A 17,694-nucleotide genomic window follows, 5' to 3' on the forward strand; every position below is an offset into this window, starting at 1 on the left:
CGAGCCGTCCCGTCCGAGCCGGTGTCACCGCAGCTCGGCGGCGATCCTCCCGGCCCACCCCGCGATCCGCTCCGCGTTGCCGCCCCGATGGGGCGTCGTGATCGGGAGGAGCGGGGATAGTGCCGGGCGAGCGCAACGCTGACGGCGTGCGGAAAGCAGCGTGGCGGATCAGCTGTCGGCGGGCTGGGCCGGGTAGCGCTCAACCTGCAGAAACAGGATCACTCGACGATCGATTCATCCACGACTCCCGTGGACGTCAACCCTGGCGGCAGCTACCCGGACCGGACTTCCACCGGCAAGCGACGATGAGCTCACGAACAAAAGATCAGCCGCTATGTCATGGCTTCACCTCCTGCTCTGCTGGGCGCACGAAAAGGGGTCAATGAATATCCGAATCCGATGCATTTATGCTGCGCTGGTACAGAATCCGTACCGCGTCGGCGACGACGTATCCGTTGGCGTCGTCGGCCAGCTCGACGGTGGCCACGCCGGCAGCGAACGAGTACTCACCGAGCGACACCCACCGCCCGTTGCGGGACCGTTGGTCGACCCGGACCGTTGCTGACCCGCCCGCGTGGTTCACCACGTACGGCGCGTTCGACGCCCGGTTCCCGTCCGCGGTGTACCAGACCGCAACCTGGTACACCCCGCTCGTCGGCACCGCCAGGGTCCACCGCGCCCTTGCCGCGCCGGTGCCCGCCGGGCTGGTGGCGTAGTCCCGCCCGTAATACCCGGGCACGCTCTGCGCGTTGGTGTTCCAGGTACCGGCCACCACGGAGAAGCTGGTCGAGGCGTTGTCGGCCACCGTGCCCTGATAGATGAGCCGCACCGCGTCGGCGACGACGTACCCGTCCGCGTCGTCGGACAACTCGACCGTGCCCGTGCCGACAGCGAACAGGAAGTAGCCCAGTGACACCCACTGGGAACCCCGAGTCCGCTGGTCGATGCGGATCGTCGTCGCCCCGCCCGCGTGGTTCACCACGTACGGCGCGTTCGACGCCCGGTTCCCGTCCGCGGTGTACCAGACCGCAACCTGGTACACCCCGCTCTCCGGTACGTCCGGCCGCCAGCGGACCTTCGACGCGCCGGTGCCCGCCGGAGCGGTCCGGTAATCCTGCCCGTAGTACCCGGACACGCCGGTCGCCGGATTCCAGGAGCCGGACACCATCTCGAAGCCGGTCGCGCTGTTGTCCGCGACGCCTCCGAGCCGGACAAGGCGCACAGCGTCGGCGACGACGTACCCGTCCGCGTCGTCGGACAACTCGACGGTGGCCGTGTCGCCGGCGATGAAGGAGAAGGCGCCCAGCACCACCCACCGTCCGCCCTCGGTGCGCTGGTCGACCCGGAAGGTCGCCTGCCCGTCCGCATGTTTGACCACGTAGGGCGCGTTCGAGGCCCGGTTCGAGTGCGCCGGATACCGGACGGCCACCTCGTACGTCCCGGTCATCCGCACGTCGGGCCGGAACCGCGCCACCGCGCCGCCGGTACCCGCCGGATGGGTCGCGTAGAACTGCCCGTAGTACCCCGCCACCCCGGTCGCATTGGTGTCCCACGTGCCGGACACGATGTCGAAGCCGGTCGGCGCGTTGTTGTCCGCGACGGTTCGCGGCGGATCAGCGGCGGGCCCGCCCGAGATCAGCATGAGCTGATCGGGAGCGATCACCTTCCCGCCACCACGGCCCGCGTCGACAAGGGTGAACCGGATCCAGTGCGTGCCTGCGGTCAACGTGACCACGCCCAGGGGATAGAGCCGGAAGCCCTCACCCGTCGTCATCGTCGGATCGACCCGGCTGTACGGCAGATCCGTCCCGTCGACGCTCGTGCGGATCCGGCCCCGGTCGCTGCGACGGTGCTGGCGTACGGACACCTCATAGCTGCCCGCGATCGCGACGTCGAACGGGACCTCGACGTAGTCACCGAGACCGTTCGCCTCGTGCCGGATGACCTTGCCGCCTCCGGCATTGGCGTCCGAGACCAGACGCGGCGCGCCGCCGGTGTTGGTCCGGGCCTGCGGGACGGCGAGCTCGTATTCGCGCTGGGCGAATCCCGGCCCACTGGCCAGGCTGTCGCGCCCGTTCGTCAGCCACTCAAGGTCGAACCGAGCCACCGTGATGCGTTCCGGGAAGGCGCGCGAATCGCCGTCGCGTCCGTAGATCAGCAGGATCGTGCCGTCGGACAGCGACGCGAGGTCGGAGTAGTAGGACGGGCCAGGATTGACCACCCGGCTGTAGCGGTAGCTGGCGCCCTCGTCGTAGGAGACCGAGACGGTCATGTTCTCCCGCGCCGCGGCATCCGGCCGGCTGTACAAGATCCGGTTGACCGGTCCGCGGGTGTACCGGATCAGACCGGCGTCGACGGCGACGAACTGCTCGACCGAGCCGTCGACCACCGGCGGAGACCATGTCGCCCCGCCGTCAGTGCTGGTCGACGTGATGCGGTAATGGGTCCCGCCCGCGCCCCACCGGCCGTTGATCACAACCGCACCGTCGCTGCGCTGAAAGACCCGGCTCTCGCCGATCGGATAGCTCGTGGAGAACGGGATCGGCGCGCTGCGCCGCCAGCTGATCCCGTGGTCGTCGCTGAGCAGCAGATCGACCCCATAGTGGGGTTCGGAGCCGGAGGCCTTGTGGCTGACGGGCATCAGCAGCCGGCCGTTGACGAGCTGGATCCCGTGACCCGGGGTGGGGGCCTGGCTCGTCCAGCCGTTCGGGTTGGTGGCGTACAGCGAACTCAGGTCCACCCGTGCACCCCAGGTCGCGCCGGCGTCGTCGCTCCGCTTGACGAACGTCGACGCGTCCGCGCCGCGGTAGAACAGGAACACCGCACCTGTCTGCCCATCCACCAGCAACGACGGGCTGCCAATGCTGTCACCCTCGGGCGCGTCGTCGGCGACCACCACGACACTGGCGGACCAGGTACGCGCGCCGTCCAGACTGCGCCGCAGCAGCAGGTCCTTCTTGGCGCAGTCGCAGTCGGACTTACGCCCCTCGGTGACGGCAAGCACGACATCGCCGGCCAGGGCCTCCTGGCCGCCCGAGGCGGGCAGGAGTGTTCCCGCCGGAACCACGGCGAACGCCTGCACATGCATGCGTACGTACGGGTCATCGGTATCAGTCGCGTCCCACAGCTCGGTCTCGCTGAACGAGCCGCCACCCGGCGGCACCGCGACCGCGGCAGGCGCCGGAGAGAACAGAGTCCCCAGGGCCACTACGCACGACACCAGTGTCAAACGCAGGAGCGCCACCAGCACTCCGGGCCGCGCACGGGGCGGACGTGACATCTCGATCCTCCTGATGGGGTCGCTACCAGAACAGGGTGGGCTGCTGCGCCGTCACACTGCCGGAATCCACCCGCTTCTTCGCAGATGGGCCCCGGCTGATCGAGGCAGCATGAGGAACGGAGGTGAACACCACTGTTTGCGCCGGTGGCGGACCCGACCGTAGAGGCAGCAGGGGACACCGGCCAAGCCCGCTACCCGCGCCGGGAGCAGGCTGGCGTGGGGGCGCGGCTGTCCGCCACGGTGTGCACCGGGTCGGAGGCGATAGGGAGCGGCCCGATCGCCGCCATCGGCACGTACGGCGTGATCACCACGTACGGCGGCCGGGCCGGCGCACCCCGGCGCCACCGGCGCGTGGCGACCTGTCCGGGCAGGATCACGGTGCCGTTCGTCACCGAGGTCATGACCTGGCCTCCGTCCGGATACGCGGATCCAGCCTGGTGCGGAGCACGTCTGCTCCCTTCAGCAGCCGGCGGACGATCATCCTGATCATCGCGGCCACCTCCGGTCGGGCGCCGGGCCGACGGAGTCGCCCGGCACGAAGCTGCAGGGCAGGGTGACCTGTCGGGCCGCGCCGCGCGGCGCACCGAGCAGGTCGATGAGGATCTGCACGGCCGTACGGGCCATGTCGGCGCGGGGCAGGGAGAAGCGGGTCCAGTCCCGCAGCTCCGGGGTCCACGACGGCGGGTCGCCGAGCAGCGCGATCGAGCAGTCATCGGGGAAGCGCATCGTGGCCGCCCTGCTGGTCGCGTCCAGGGCGGTGGTCAGCCGGTTGTCCTCGCTGGGCTCCACGAGGATCGCGGTGACCCCGGCGGTGCCGGTCCAGTGCTCGGCGAACGCGGGCGACAGGTCGGCCGGGTCGGCGAGCTCGTGGATGAGCGACTCGTCCACCTCGATGCCGGCGGCGGCGAGGCCCTGGCGGTAGCCCGCCTCGCGGTCGCGGGTCGGCTCGGTGCCGGCGGGCTCGCGCAGGTAGAGGATCCTCCGGTGGCCGAGCCGGACGAGCTCGGCGACCAGGTCGCTGGTGGCCGTCACGTAGTCGGCCGCGACGTAGGACAGCTCGGCGCCCGGCAGCTCGCGGCGGCCGATGAAGACGAACGGGAAGTCCTCCCTGACCAGCTCCGCCAGCTCCTCGCGCCGGACGTTGCGGCCGAGCAGCACGCAGCCGTCGGCGAGCTTGAGCCGGTTCACCCCGCCGCTGTAGATCGCCCGGTCGCCCGAGCTGACCGAGCTGAACAGCAGCAGGTCGTAGCCCTGCCGCGCGGTCTCCTCCTCCACGCCCATCAGGAACGGGAAGTAGAAGTCGCGCTGATCGGTCGGGAAGACGGGCTCGAAGGTGTACAGGCCCAGCAGGTGGTTGCGCCCGCCCTTGAGGCTGCGCGCGGCGATGTTGACCGAGTAGCCCAGCTCGGCCGCCGCCGCGAGGACCGCCTGCCGCGTTGCCTCGGCAACCTGGTCGCTGACCGCGCCGCCGCTGAGCACGAGCGACACGGTCGCCTGGGAGACACCCGCGCGTCTGGCGATGTCCACCTGGGTGGGTCGGCGTTGCGGCCGGGGAGGAGCCATGTGAATCCTTGTTAATACGTATTAAGAAGTGGACAAAAGGCTAATTCTCGATCTCGGGCACGTCAACAGATGACTCGCTTAGCCATCCCGATGCGCGCTCGCACCACGGCGGCAACGAGGCCGCGACGTCGGTGATGGAGCCGTGACGAACGCTTCATCCGCGGTGCCCGTCGAGGTCGCCGCCGGTTCCGTGGTCGACGTCTGCCGCTACGGCATGATCGTCGTGAGCGGCCACGGGCGGGCCACGCCCCCCCGCGGCACGATCGCGCCGCCCACGGACACGTACAGATGGTCAGTCGAAGGTGAGCCAGGTCCCCTTGAGCGGCCGCTGTTCCACGCCGGTCGCCGACCAGTCGCACACCCCGTCCGGGAAGACGCTCCGCAACCGGGTGACCTCGGCCGCCGTGAACTCGACGTCGTAGTCCGTGAGGTCGACGGGCTTGAGCCGGCACTTCACCACGTCGTCGGCCAGTGGGGCACCGGCTTCGAGCCGCGGCGTGCCGAAGGCCGGGAACAGCGCGCCGCACTCACCCTGGTTGTCCGCCGACAGCGCCTGGCTGATCTTGCGTGGCGGCGTTTCCGGGGTCCAGCAGGCGTCGGTCAGGTCGGCCGGCCTGTGCAGGAGTACCTTGCTCCGCAGGCTCTCGGCCGAGGTGTCGGCGGTGATGCCGGTGAGCCAGGCGTCCATGCTCGCCAAGGCGCCGCGCAGCACCGGGCTGTTCAGGCTGAAGCCCCCGAACTGGTTGTCCTCCACGAGCATCACGTGGTTCCGCGCGTCTCCGTTCGCGGTCACGAGCCGGGCGCGGGTGGAGAATCCGTGCACCATCATGTGGATGTCGCCATCGGTGGTGTCGTCCGAGTACGCGCGGTAGTCGATGATGGGAGTGGCCGCCAGCCCGCCTGCGCCGGACAGGATCCGGCCGCTCTCGTACGCCGCGCGGGTGGCGGGGAGATCCGCCACGGTGCGCTGCGGGATGTGGTCCGCGTCGATGTCCAGGCCGCCGATCCCGGCGTTGAGGTCGAGGAACTGCTGCTTGGTGATGACTGCCCGGTTGAGTGCGGAAAGGCCGTACTGGATGCCCACGTTGTCCAGCGGCCGGAGCGCGAAGCCGGTGTCGGGGTCCCTGCCGTAGACGTTCACGGTGTGGTCGTAGACGTCTCCGCGGGCACCGTCAGGACGGGTGAGGGCGTTGTAGCGCAGCGCGGCCGGTACGTAGGATGCGAACTCGCCGTCCGGGTCCAGCCGTGCAGCTCCGTCGCTCAGGTTGGGAATGCCGGCGGAGACCCTGAACCCGGCGATCTGACGCTGCTGTTCGGGGGTGAACGCGCCGGGCGCCCGCTCCTTGAAGTACAGGTCGAGCAGCCGGGCGTCCATGAGCGTGAAGTTGGTGGCCGAGGCGACGTCGGGGAAGCTCTGCCCCACGATGATGCCGTCGAGCAAGCCGGGGTAGTTGTCGGCGATCTGGTAGCTCTGGTAGGAACCGCCCGATGAGCCCCAGCCGATCGTGAAACGCGGTGAACCGTACTGCTCGATGATGTGTTCCTTGACCATCATCATGGTCTCGGCGGACAGGAGGTCGTTGCAGTTGTTGCCCATCACGTTCAGCGACGAGGAGGCGACGGCGTATCCGCGGCCGAGCATCTCCGGGCTCGTGACGCCGCCGGTGTTCGATCCCTGGACGTACCAGCCGCTTCGGCACCCGCCGCCGAAGGTGTAGATCAGCCGGCCGTTCCAGCCCTGGCTCGGGCTTGAGCGGGTGGGCGCGGCGTCCGCCGGGTCGTGCAGCATGGAGATCTGGTAGATGGCCCGGTTGATCGTTCCGGTCTCGATCCGGATCAGGAACGGGACGCTCACGCCGTCCGAGGTGGTGGTCTGGGCGAGGTCGGGCGGGCGTACGGCCGGGTCGGGCAGCGCCTTGATGGCTCCCGTGGTAGAGCGGTAGGCGTAGTCCACCCGGGTCGCGGCCGAGCAGTTGGCGTCCAGGGCGGCGCCCAGCGTTGTTCCGTCGAGGAGCCGGAAGCGCTGGGTGGCGCACATGTACGGCTGCTCGTGCGGGCCGCTGATGACAGGGCCCGTGATCGGGTGGTTGACGACGGTGAGGCGGGCTGCGCGGCCCACGTCGCCCCGGATGGCGGCGGCCAGGTGGTTCGTACCCGGCTGTAAGCGGGTGACCAGACCGGTCAAGTGGTGCCGCTGCGGGTCGGGGGTGAACAGGTGCGTCACGTCCCTCCCGTCGTGCTTGATGGTGATCCGATCGAGGGGAAAGCGTCCCTTGGCCTCCACCCGGATCAGCACATCGTCGCCGCTCACGGTCCCGGCGGGGCCGGACAGGGACACGATCCGTAGCAGACCGGGTTCTTCGGGTGCGGCTTGGACGCCGCTGACCGGCGCGATCACGAGCAGGACGACCACGACGGGGATCGCCCGCCAGGCGCGCCAGCGGGCGCCTGCGCCACGAAGAGACATTGTTACCTCCGGTGTCGATGGAATCCGGTTCACCTGACGGGGAGCAACCGGACGGCGTCGGCGCTGGAGAGCAGGGAGAGGTCGCCGAGGTCATCGGAGCACCCCGTGTTCTCCGGCAGCGGGATGGACGGCAGGGAGAAGGTGTCGTCCCACCAGGACGGTCTGCCGCGTCGACTCGGCGATCTGGTCGCTGATCGCGCCGCCGCTGAGCACGAGCGACACGGTCGCCTGGGAGACACCCGCGTGCCTGGCGATGTCCGCCCGGGTGGCGCGGCGGTGCCGTGGGGGAGGAGCCATCTGAAACTCCTGGTTAATACGTATTAGGAATGGTGCCGAAATGCTAGGCACCGAGTTCGGTCGCGTCAATAGATGACTTGGTCAACCATCCGGGTGCGCGCTCCCACCATGGTGGCGAGGAGGCCGTACGCAGCCGCCGGGGCGAAGTGGGCGACCTCCAGCCCGGCTCGCGGGAGCCTGGCCGGTCAGCGTGAGGCCCGTCATAGATGTCGCGGCCACGGCGGGCAACACTCTCCGAACGTGCCAGTGGACTACCCCCGCTCCAACACCGGCTTCTGGAACTCCTTCACCGCGTACGTCCCCCAGATGAGCGCCGCGAGCCGGCTCGAACCGAGGACCCTTCATCAGCCAGGGTGACCAGGCGGTGACGCCGCTCGTGGAGGCGTGCCGGACGAGTCGATCACGTGGGCGGCGGGCACGTTCGACGGTCCCCAGGGCAGGATCGCCGTCGGCAGGGGACCTCCAGGGCGGCCACCTCGGCCGGCGTCCCCGCAGGCTCCCGGACGCGGATCCGGTTCCCGGACGGCACCGCGTACCGCACCGGGCCCGGCCGCTTCTCCTGGCGGCGCCCGATCTCCTGAGGCGGTCCGACCGGAAGTTCGCCGGGAGGAGCAAGATCGTTCACCTGGGCGTCAGTCCCGCCCGGTACCAAGACCACATGAAGATCAAGAGCAAGCTCCTCGCCGCCACCGCGGCCGCGCTGGCCACGGCCGCCACCCTCGCCGCCCAGCCTGCCTCCGCCACCGGCCGGGCCACCTGCCCGGCCGGTTACCTGTGCCTCCAGCCGAGCTCGTCCTCGGCCAGGCCCGTGCTGGTCGAGCAGGGTGGCAGCCGGTCCTTCCCGGACGGGCTGCAGGTCTCCCAGGTGTCCAACCAGACCGGCGTGACCTACTGCGTCAGCGGCACGCCCTACGGTTACACCCTGGGTGCCAGGAAGGCGGTGACGCGCGCCCACACCGTGCTGTCCGTCAAGCCCGCCGGCCACTGCGCGGCCTGAGCCCGGTGAGGCCCGGGTGACGGATCACCCGGGCCTCACCGGGTGTGGTCAGTACGGACGCTGGAGGTGGCGGCCGAGCGCCGGTTCGTACACGCGGCCCCCCACCAGGACCGTCCCGTCCAGCGCGGTCGGGCGGTAGGCCCCGCCGAGCCAGCCGTAACGGATCGGCAGGGACGGCACGCCCCACTCGTCGTACCCGACCACCGTGGCCATGCCCGTGCCCAGCTCCAGCTCGGTCCCGACGTGCCCGCCGACGGTGAGCAGCTGAAGGCGCACCGATCCGGCCGCGCCGGTGAGCGCGGCCAGGTCGCCGCCGACCCCGGGGACGACGCGGGTGACTCCGTTGTTCCCGGAGGTCCAGGAGGGCCGGTCGTCGTCGGAGGCGTAGTGGTGGACGGTGACCGCGCCCGTCCCGGCCGTCTCCGAACGGATCCGGCCCGCCGGGTCGCGCGCCCAGCTCAGGCTGCGCTCGCCGGAGGTCATGCGGGACGGCAGCCCGTCGGCGAAGTAGCCGATGGTACGCCCGCCGGGCAGCGCGGTGGTGCGGCCGGCCGCGTCGTAGGCGTAGCCGTCGCCGCTCAGTCTGCCGTCGGGGCCGTAGGCGTACGTGGTGATCGTCGCGGCCGGGTCGTCGGCCACCGGGCAGTCCTCCTCCGACGACTGCACCGCCATCCGGGTCCTGTTGCCCGTCCCGTCGTAGCCGTAGCGGCGCAGGGTGCACGTCGGGAACGCCATGTCCAGCGCGGAGACCAGCCGGCCCGCCTTGTCGTAGCCGAGCTGCCGCTCGGCCATGAGGTCGGTCCGCATGCTCAGCGCCTCCTGGCCGTGGACGTTCCGGCCGACCTGGTCGATCATCACCGGGCCCTCCAGGCCGTCCCGGGTGTAGATCCGGGCGAAGCCCTGCCCGCGCTCGTCGTAGCCGCCCTGGAAGTGCAGGCCGCCCGGCAGGTCGCCCTCGACCTGGCGGCCCTCGGCGTCGTAGCGGGCGGTGAACGTGCCCGCGACCGAGTCGGTCACCGAGGTGGGCAGGCCGCGCGGCTCGATCGTGGCGTCGTAGGTGTAGACCCTCGTGGACGGGGCGGAGTCGGTGACCTTGACCGGGCGGCCGAGGTCGTCGTACGCGGTGCGGGTCTGGCCGCCGTCCGCGTCGGTGTGGGAGATCACCCGGCCCAGCCGGTCGTAGGCGGTGACGACCTTCTCCGTGCCGCGCCACCGCTGCGCCGGCCGGCCGGTCCCGGGGTCGTAGCCGAGTCCGGTCTCGGCCTCGCCGCCGGCCTTGACGGTGACGAGCCGGCCGGCCGCGTCGTGCCCGAGCACGGTGACCGTGTCCCCCTCGGTGACGGTGGCGGGCAGGCCGGAGGCGGTGTAGGTGTAGGTCCTGCCGCCTTCCTGGCAGACCAGGCCCGCCCATGCGGGCCGCCCGCCGCACGGGCCGTCGCCGGTGGCCGCGTACCGGGTGGTGACGGGGGCGTCGGTGGTCATGGCCTGGCCGCCGGGGTCGCGGACCGTCCTGACCTGCCGCCCGGTGGCCCAGTCGTAGGTGATGGTGGTGGTGCGGACGTCCGCGTCCGGCTTGGACTCGCGCCCGACGATCGCCGCGCCGACCTTGACGGTGGTCGGCAGGTCGCGGGCCGTCGCGGTGGCCGGGCGTCCCTCGTCGTAGGTGTGGACGGTGCGGGTCCTGGCGCCGATGGCGTACCCGGCGGGCAGGTCGTCCACGTCGGACTCCAGGCTCACGATGTGGACCGGGCTCAGCTCCTGGAGCTTGCGCCGCCCCGTGGCGTCGTAGACGGAACGGGTGGACAGCAGCTCGGCGCGCTCGTCGGTGGCGTAGCCGGTGATGGCGAGCTCGGCCAGCCGGTAGTCGGTTATGTCGCGCTGCGACAGCTCCCTGTTGGCGGCGGTCAGCTCGCGCACGACGTGGCCGAACCGGTCGTGGTCGGTGGCCGACAGGTGCCCGCCGGGCGTCAGGACGTTGACCGCCCGCCCCGACGCGTCGAGGTAGGTCACGGTGGGGGCCAGGCCGGGCGGCTGCACCGCCGTCGCCGTCACGGGCACCGAGGACTGCCCCCAGGCGGCGATCTCCCCGGCCGTCACGTCGGCGGGGCCGCCGCCTGCCCTGGTGAGCGGCACCCCGTAGGTGACGGTGGTCCTTGCCTCGCCGGCGACCTGGTCGGCGGTGCCGGGCTTGAGCGTGGCGCGGGTGACCGTGCGCAGCCGGCCGTCGCCGTCGTAGGCGAAGGTCCACGGCAGCTCGCCCGGCGGGGTGAGCGAGGTGACGCGGCCCGCGGCGTCGTAGCCGTAGAGCGTCTTGAGCGCGGGGCTGATGCGCGGGTCCCAGACCTCGGCGAGCCGTCCCGCGCCGTCGTAGCCGTACTGGGTGATCACCGCGCCCTCGATCGAGACGGTGGCGAGGCGTCCCGCGGCGTCGTAGCCGAGCTCCAGGGTGTGCCCGGAGCGGGTGATCGACTTCGGCCGGCCCTGGTCGTAGGCGTGGCCCTCGGGGACGTACAGGTCGCCTTGCCGGGTGAACGTGGTGACCTCGCCGCCGGCGTCGGTGAGCGTGTACGTGCCGGTGAGGGTGAGGTGCTCGGCGCCGGGCTCCGGCTTCCAGCCGTCGCCGGCCCTGGTGAAGCGCACCGCCGTGCCGTCTGCCCGGGTCAGCTCGACCGAGGTGGGCGAGGTCTCCCTGAGCGCGGGCAGCGGGAGCGACCAGCCGGCGTCGCGGGAGGAGGCCGTGCGGGTGAGCGTCAGGCCGAAGGGGCCGCCCGCCGTGGTCCGCAGGTGGTAATCGCCGGTCTGGAGGTTGAGCACGCCCGGGCCGACCTCCGTCGTGGCCGCCTGGGTGGCGCGCCGGTCCACCACGACCTCGACCGGGTCGGATTCGGCGGTGGTGGCGCCCGTGACGACCGCGCGTACCTGGAGCACGGCGTCGCCGAGCTGCGTGCCCGCGTCCCAGGTGAGCCCGGACAGGGTGCCGGGGGCGGCGACGGGCCAGGCGGTGAGCGGCTTGCCGTCCGCGCCGGTGACGTTCGCGACGGGCAGGTCCGCCCAGGCGTCGCTCTCGGAGCGCCGGTACTGGAAGGTGGCCTGGGTGAAGGCCGTGCCCGTCACGGCGAGCGGCACCACGCCGGTGGTGCGCAGGCCGTCCGCGGGGGCGGCGAGCGAGGCCACGGCCGTGCCGGAGCCGACGTTGAAGGTGTAGGTGGTGGCCGGGGAGGCGTTGCCGGCCTTGTCGAGGGTGTGGACGCTGAGCTTGTGGGCGCCCGTGGTGGGCGGGGTGAGCTTGACCTTGACGGCCTGGCCGACGGTGGTCACCTTGGTGGTGGCGCCGCTGTCGAGCTTGTAGGCGACCCAGCCGGCGTCGGTGCTGGTGGGGGCGAGGGTGAAGACGCCTTCCTTGCCCGCGTCGCCGTTCCAGCTCCCGTCGCCGGGATAGTCGGTGGAGGTGACTGCGGGGGCGGGCGGCTTGACGGTGTCGACGGTGAAGTACGCCGTCTGCCAGAGCTTCGAGACCAGCGAGCCGTCCTGGGCCCACGACCGGAACATGTACGACTTGCCGTTGGCCAGCTTGCCCGCCGGCACGGTCGCGCCGGAGAAGCCGTTGCTGGCCACGTACGCGCCGTAGTGGTCGTCGAGCAGCATCGTCTCGCCCTGGTACAGGTCGAACTTGCCGCGCACGTTGCCCCCGTCGGGGTCGCGCACGTGGGTGCGGAGCTGCGGGGTGAGCGTGTTCGTCCAGATGGTGCCGCCGTAGTCGACGTAGGGCGAGACCCAGGTGGAGACCGGCGTGTCCGGGTAGGAGTTGTAGGTCACCGAGATGACCGGCACGTGCGCCGGGGCGTTGCCCGAGTGGAACCGCTTCCAGGCGTACTCGTCGGACTCGCTGCTCGCCCGCAGGCCCATGCCGGACTCCTTGTAGCCCTGGTCGGCCCAGTACTGCGCCAGTGAGGTGACGTTGGCGGTGACCCAGCCGTCGGCGCAGCCGCTGCCGTAGCCCTTGGTCTGCGTGGAGGAGGCGTACTCCTTGATCATCGCGGGGCCCGGCCAGCGCGAGGCCGTCGAGGACTTGTTGGCCGACCAGACCTCCCACGTGCGGGCGTCGCAGGACCACGAGTGGTGGTTCCAGAGCTTCAGCGTGGCGGAGATGATCTTCTTGCCCACGATGCCGGGCGTCTTCCACGTGATGAACGAGCGGGCGACCTGGCCGCCGCCGTTGTCGCCGATCTTCAGCTCCGTGGCGCCCGACTGGTCGGTCCCGTAACCCTCCTGGACGAACGTGTCGAACACCTGGCCCAGGTTGAGCGAGGGGTCCACGGTGACGGGGTACGTCGTGGCGGGGTCGTCCAGGAAGGCCGGATCCGGGGTGAGGACGAGGTCGTCGCCGGAGACCTTCATCGCCACGGGGGCCCGGCGCAGGTGCTCGCGGGAGACCGGGTGCGTGGAGGCGTCCCACATGACCGGCGCGGGAATGGTGGCGGCGACCTTTCCTCCGGCGCCGACCAGCTCCACCCCGCCGTCCCGGGCCTGGCGCGGCGTGAGGCCCGGCGCCTTGAGCCGCAGCGTGTACGTCAGCGGCGCCGCCGGGCGCGCCTTCAGCAGCAGGAACTGCTCGGCGCCCGTCCGGGTGGCGGTGACGACCAGGTCGGCGCCCGGCAGCACGTCCGGGTACGTGGCCGTCTCACCGCTCAGGCGGGGCGCCGGCAACGCGCCCTTCCACTGCAGGGTGACCTTGGCGGCCCCCTCACCGATCGTGATCAGGTCGGTCAGCGCGGGCGTGCCCGCCCGCTGGGTGCCGAGGCCGGTCCGCCCGCCGCCGAACCTGAGCGCCCTGCCGTGGCCGCGAGGCACGACCTCGCCCGACGGGGCCTTGGTGAGCGCGACGTCCACCGGCGTCCACGCGCCGTCGCGGCGGAACCTGACCGGGCCGGCGAACGTGTCGACCGTCAGCGTGCCGTCCGGGTCGGCGTAGGTGGTGGTGGTCTCGGTACGGGCGTCCGCCACCTCCACCCGCCGGCCCGTCAGGCGGGCGGACAGGCGGGCGGAGGCCTCGTCGGGCGCGCTCGGCCCGGCGGCGACCCGGGCCGGGTCGCTGGGGTCGTCCACGGCCTGAGCGGCGGCGGGAGGTTCCGCGGCGGCCGGCGATGGGGGCACGGTCAGGGGAAGCAGTAAGAAGGCGAGGCCACCGGCGAGAGCCCGCGGCAGGAGGGCAGACATGAGAGCTCCGGGGTAGAGCGACGCCCCCGCCGGATCGGCGGGGGCGTCAGGTTGTCACAGGGGCGATCTACTTGCTCTGGCAGCTCTTCTTGCGGACCTCACCCCAGACGATCGGGCCCGGGTACTGCATCCGCAGCGCGAAGCACTGCTTCTTGTTGGCGGCTTCCCGGATCTTGTAGATGTACTGCGCGATGCCCGCCGCGAAGAGCACCTTGCAGGCCAGCTTGATCTTGCTGTTCTTGGCCTTGTCGCAGGCGGCGTCAGCCACCTTGGCCGCGCCGGCCGCCCCGGCGTACAGCCAGGAGCCGTAGATCTGGCTGGTGAGCTTCTTGGAGAAGATCACCCGGCACATGGCCTTCCACCACTCGCACTGCAGCTTGAGCGCCGGGTCGGCGACCACGGGGTAGGCGGCGCCCGCGTGGTCGACGGTCTGGACGAGCGTCATGCCCTCCACCCGGTACGAGGTCGGTACCGGGTTGCCGTTGGCGTCCTTGGCCCAGGGCAGGTCGATCTCGGCCAGGTAGAAGTCGTTGTTGTAGATGAGGACCGTGCCGTCGTCGTCCTCGACCTCCAGCATGGAGCCCTCAGGCGCGCTGATCGGGAAGCGGTACTCGGTCGGCGCGGAGGCGTCGTGGATGACGGTCAGCGCGCGGGCGACCTGGCCGGTGCGCTGGTGGGCGTAGGTGACGCTGGGCTGCTTGGCGGCGTAGGTGACCAAGCCGGGCAGCGGCTGGTTGCCGGCGCCGCTGGCCTCCGGCATGCCGATGCCGATCTCGTTCTCGCTGACCGAGGCCGACAGCGTGTGGTCGGCGTCGGTGGCGGCGGCGAAGGGGCGCTGGACGTCGCCTTCGGGGATCACGGTCGGCGGGACGGTCTTGGCCTCCTCGACGATGTCGGGGACGACCTTGGTGAGGGCGGCCAGGGTGGGGTCGCCGTCCTGCGCGAAGGAGGGGGTTCCGATGACGTTCGCGCTGCTGACGGCCAGTACGGCCGTCAAGGCGACGATGAACGTCCGAGCGGACTTGCGCATGGATGTCCTTCCACATGCGGTGGGGGAAGTACGCAAACGCCGCAAACGTAAAGATCGCCGACTGCCAATCGGGTGATCTTGGGTTGATGATCGGTAAACGTTTCCCGTCTTCCGGATGTCGTCTTTCGAACCGCGCCGCGCCGGGGGACGCCGGAGCAGGCCCGCCGGACCCTGCGCCGGCGTGGCGACAGCCCGGTGTCAGCGCCTGCGGCGATGTCCGAGCGGAACTTCACCGCCACGACCGTGCAGCGCTTGTCGTTCGCGTCGGTCGGCAAGCTGGAAGAGCCGATCGTCGCCGAAGCCACCCCGGCCGGCGCCCCGGTCGCCAGGCAGGACGCCCCGCAAGGGAACGGGCAAGCCGTCGCTGGACGGCTTCGATGACATTCCGATCATCATCGTCTGCGTTGGTCGGGCTGGTCAGGAAGCCGGCGGCGCGGACGAGGATCTCGCGTTGGAACGCGGACAGGATGTCGTTGGGGTCGCCGTAGGTTTCCCACAACTCCACTGCGGTCGTCACCAGGCCGACGATCTCGTGGTCGGCAAGGCCGTCCATGGCCGAGCCGCCTTGGGGTGAGGCAGGTAGGGCGTCGAACTCGCTCAGGTCGGCCAGGAGCTGGGCGGCCCTGATGACCACGTTTGTCTGCGCGCTCGTGAGCACCTGCTCGCGGTCGCCGTACGTGCCGTGGAGCTCGACGGCGGCCCGCGCGAGCATCTGCAGGGCGTTCGCGGGCTCAGGAGGGTCAGGAGCGGAGGGCGTGTGCCGTTGGGGGGAGCGTGCACTGGTCGAGGAGGAACGCCAGCGGGTCGTTCCCGTCGTCGGTGATCATGGCGAGCACGTCGTTCAATAGGTGCCTGGTAACGACCGCTCGTCCCTCGGCCGTGGTGACAGAACCGAACGGTCCCGATCTGGACGGCCACGCCCAGCCGGTGAGAATCGGCCCTCGACCGCGCGATCACATGCCGGTCGAAGCTGTCCAGGAAGAAGAACTTCTCCAGGTCTGACAGCGGTGGCGCCTCGATAACGAGGCGAATGTACCGGCTCTGTGGCGGTTGTGGGACGCCGTCGGCGATCATGCGCTGTGTGATCTGTCGGCAGCATTACACCTGGTAAGAAAGGGAGTCATGTCGGGGCAGGGCATCAGGAGCAGGGCATCAATCGACGTCGGCTGCTGACCTCGGCCGCGGCCCTGGGCGGCCTCTCCCCAGGGCCGGCCACCGTTCCCGGTCTCGCGCGGGCCGCGTCCGCGCGCCGCGCGACCCGCGGCGCCGACCGCCGAGATGGACGCCGGCCGGCTCTCGCTCGCGGGGGGCCCCGACCATGACCGCCACCAGGCTCTCCGAGTCCACGGCGACCAGCCCGGGCCCTCCCCGATGCCCCATCTGGTGCAAGTCCGGGGCGATCCACAGGGGCGACTGGATCGGCAAGCCCATGTGGCTCATCCTCGACCTGCGGATGGGCTCCTACGCCGGCGGCCTGAGCAAGGGCGGCCCGGATGGGAGGACCAGGTGCCCGCGCCCATGGGCGATACCCGCTTCCGCGCGCGCAACGTCTGGTTCGGCCGCACCATCGTGTGATCGAGGCGATCGCGCCGAAGCTCCGTCATTCAGCGACATTCGGGAGTTCATCGTGTTGTCATCCCCGCATTCACTCCGGCCGCGCCGCTTCTCGGCGAACCGCCTGATCCGCTGGGCCGGCGCTGTCACTGCCGCGGTTCTGCTCACCTCGGCCCTGGTGACCGGAACGGACACGCCGGACGGCCACGCCGCCGTCAAGGAAGCGACCCCCCGCTCGGCCATCGACGCGCGGCCCAACGACGGCTCGGGACACTGGCCGGACTTCTCCAACACCGGCTATGCCCACACCCCCGCCAACGCCGGCGGCCTCGGCCTGGGCGCCTATCCCGGGAAGCTCACCGACTACCGGGCCGGCATGAGCCCTGACAAGCCGCTGCGCGTTGAGTTCCCCGACAACAGCGTGATCGCCTTCACTCGTTTCACCGCCCTGAAGACGTACATCTATGGTGACAATCTCACCTTCGTGGGCTGCCTGTTCGAGGGCACGAACCCCAACGACAACCTGGTGCAGATCTACTCCGACACCAACGTCACGTTCCTGTATTCGACGTTCAAGCCCAGCTCCTACGCGATGCCTCCCGGCAACGACGGCACGGTGTCGTCCGCGCACGCCGCACCGGGCACGCCGTTCGAGGACTCCTGGCAGCTCGCGACGACGATGAAGGAGGCCGTCGCGGTCATGGACCACAACGACATCTGGGGCAACGCTGGGATGATCATGGTGACGGGCTTCCCCGGCCGCCCCTCGACATGGACGAACAACTACATCCACGACATGGCCGACACCGCGCACGATGTCTACCACCACGACGGCATCGGCCCGCAGAGCGAGGGCGACGGCGGCAACATGATCGTCCGCCACAACACCCTGGCCTCCCTGGGTAACACCAACGCCCTGGCCCTGCAGGGAACGGGCGTCTACCAGAACGTCTCCGTCACCGACAACTACATCTCCGGATGGGGTTACGCCCTGAGCATCGGCACCATCAACAACGCCAAGAACATCACCGTGACCGGAAACGTGTTCTCGGCCGAACTCCGCCAGCTCTACGGCTTCCTGTACGGCAACATCTGGGGCGGCACCGCCCGCGGCTCCACCTGGCGGAACAACCTCGTCCAGGCGCGCGCCGGCGACGGCAACACTCGCTACTCGCCGGCCGACAACGGCAAGTACCTGTGGCCGGCCGGCACCGCCCACACCACCGACTACACCGGCTGACCGGCCCGGCGGACAGGCGGCCCAGCGCGGCAGCTGCTGTGGTAGGCGC

At 70.8% G+C, this 17,694-nt stretch carries 10 protein-coding genes and 1 pseudogene; 2 read left to right on the forward strand and 9 right to left on the reverse strand.

All coding sequences use genetic code 11. From position 1 onward, the window contains the following. Positions 1–379 precede the first annotated feature (379 nt). The 5 genes from AB0H75_RS43510 to AB0H75_RS43530 all read right to left on the reverse strand — a co-directional run bounded on the left by AB0H75_RS43510 (position 380) and on the right by AB0H75_RS43530 (position 7,607). Complete coding sequence (locus tag AB0H75_RS43510) at positions 380–3,244, reverse strand: exo-alpha-sialidase (protein ID WP_367806641.1); 2,865 nt, start codon at positions 3,242–3,244, stop codon at positions 380–382. A gap of 227 nt (positions 3,245–3,471) precedes the next feature. Beyond that, positions 3,472–3,681, reverse strand: a complete 210-nt coding sequence (locus tag AB0H75_RS43515) for a hypothetical protein (RefSeq protein ID WP_367806643.1) — start codon at positions 3,679–3,681, stop codon at positions 3,472–3,474. A gap of 85 nt (positions 3,682–3,766) precedes the next feature. Next, entirely contained in the window at positions 3,767–4,843 is a 1,077-nt protein-coding gene (locus AB0H75_RS43520) for a LacI family DNA-binding transcriptional regulator (protein WP_367806645.1), read from the reverse strand. A gap of 292 nt (positions 4,844–5,135) precedes the next feature. Next, positions 5,136–7,310: a DUF6351 family protein gene (locus AB0H75_RS43525; RefSeq protein ID WP_367806647.1), complete on the reverse strand. Its 2,175-nt coding sequence runs from the start codon at positions 7,308–7,310 to the stop codon at positions 5,136–5,138. A 90-nt stretch (positions 7,311–7,400) separates the two neighbouring features. After that, positions 7,401–7,607, reverse strand: a complete 207-nt coding sequence (locus tag AB0H75_RS43530; protein WP_367806649.1) for a LacI family DNA-binding transcriptional regulator — start codon at positions 7,605–7,607, stop codon at positions 7,401–7,403. Between the two features lie 658 nt (positions 7,608–8,265). Between AB0H75_RS43530 and AB0H75_RS43535 the strand changes: the two genes are divergently transcribed. Further along, positions 8,266–8,604 carry a hypothetical protein gene (locus AB0H75_RS43535; protein ID WP_367806651.1) on the forward strand — a complete coding sequence of 113 codons (339 nt, stop codon included), beginning with the start codon at positions 8,266–8,268 and terminating at the stop codon, positions 8,602–8,604. A 48-nt stretch (positions 8,605–8,652) separates the two neighbouring features. Here the strand turns inward: AB0H75_RS43535 and AB0H75_RS43540 are convergent, their stop codons facing one another. The 4 genes and pseudogenes from AB0H75_RS43540 to AB0H75_RS43555 all read right to left on the reverse strand — a co-directional run. Further along, positions 8,653–13,710 carry a DNRLRE domain-containing protein gene (locus AB0H75_RS43540; RefSeq protein ID WP_367806653.1) on the reverse strand — a complete coding sequence of 1,686 codons (5,058 nt, stop codon included), beginning with the start codon at positions 13,708–13,710 and terminating at the stop codon, positions 8,653–8,655. A 178-nt stretch (positions 13,711–13,888) separates the two neighbouring features. Then, positions 13,889–14,851 (reverse strand): hypothetical protein, encoded by a 963-nt coding sequence (locus AB0H75_RS43545; protein WP_367806655.1) that lies wholly within the window; start codon positions 14,849–14,851, stop codon positions 13,889–13,891. 229 nt (positions 14,852–15,080) lie between these two features. Then, positions 15,081–15,563, reverse strand: a complete 483-nt coding sequence (locus AB0H75_RS43550; RefSeq protein ID WP_367806725.1) for a hypothetical protein — start codon at positions 15,561–15,563, stop codon at positions 15,081–15,083. A gap of 182 nt (positions 15,564–15,745) precedes the next feature. Beyond that, positions 15,746–15,925: pseudogene (locus tag AB0H75_RS43555) on the reverse strand (DUF4158 domain-containing protein); the annotation flags it as partial. A 658-nt stretch (positions 15,926–16,583) separates the two neighbouring features. On the opposite strand from AB0H75_RS43555, the gene AB0H75_RS43560 reads away from it, so the two are divergent. After that, a complete protein-coding gene (locus AB0H75_RS43560) occupies positions 16,584–17,645 on the forward strand; it encodes a hypothetical protein (RefSeq protein WP_367806657.1) in 1,062 nt (353 codons plus the stop codon). Positions 17,646–17,694 lie beyond the last annotated feature (49 nt).

The organism is Nonomuraea sp. NPDC050783 (assembly GCF_040802095.1).
In the GTDB taxonomy this organism is placed as follows: Bacteria; Actinomycetota; Actinomycetes; order Streptosporangiales; family Streptosporangiaceae; genus Nonomuraea.

Bases quoted from the DNA above. Each gene is read 5' to 3' on its own strand.
- AB0H75_RS43515 (WP_367806643.1), bottom strand. From the start codon at position 3,681: ATGACCTCGGTGACGAACGGCACCGTGATCCTGCCCGGACAGGTCGCC.
- AB0H75_RS43520 (WP_367806645.1), bottom strand. From the start codon at position 4,843: ATGGCTCCTCCCCGGCCGCAACGCCGACCCACCCAGGTGGACATCGCC.
- AB0H75_RS43525 (WP_367806647.1), bottom strand. From the start codon at position 7,310: ATGTCTCTTCGTGGCGCAGGCGCCCGCTGGCGCGCCTGGCGGGCGATC.
- AB0H75_RS43530 (WP_367806649.1), bottom strand. From the start codon at position 7,607: ATGGCTCCTCCCCCACGGCACCGCCGCGCCACCCGGGCGGACATCGCC.
- AB0H75_RS43535 (WP_367806651.1), top strand. From the start codon at position 8,266: ATGAAGATCAAGAGCAAGCTCCTCGCCGCCACCGCGGCCGCGCTGGCC.
- AB0H75_RS43545 (WP_367806655.1), bottom strand. From the start codon at position 14,851: ATGCGCAAGTCCGCTCGGACGTTCATCGTCGCCTTGACGGCCGTACTG.
- AB0H75_RS43550 (WP_367806725.1), bottom strand. From the start codon at position 15,563: ATGCTCGCGCGGGCCGCCGTCGAGCTCCACGGCACGTACGGCGACCGC.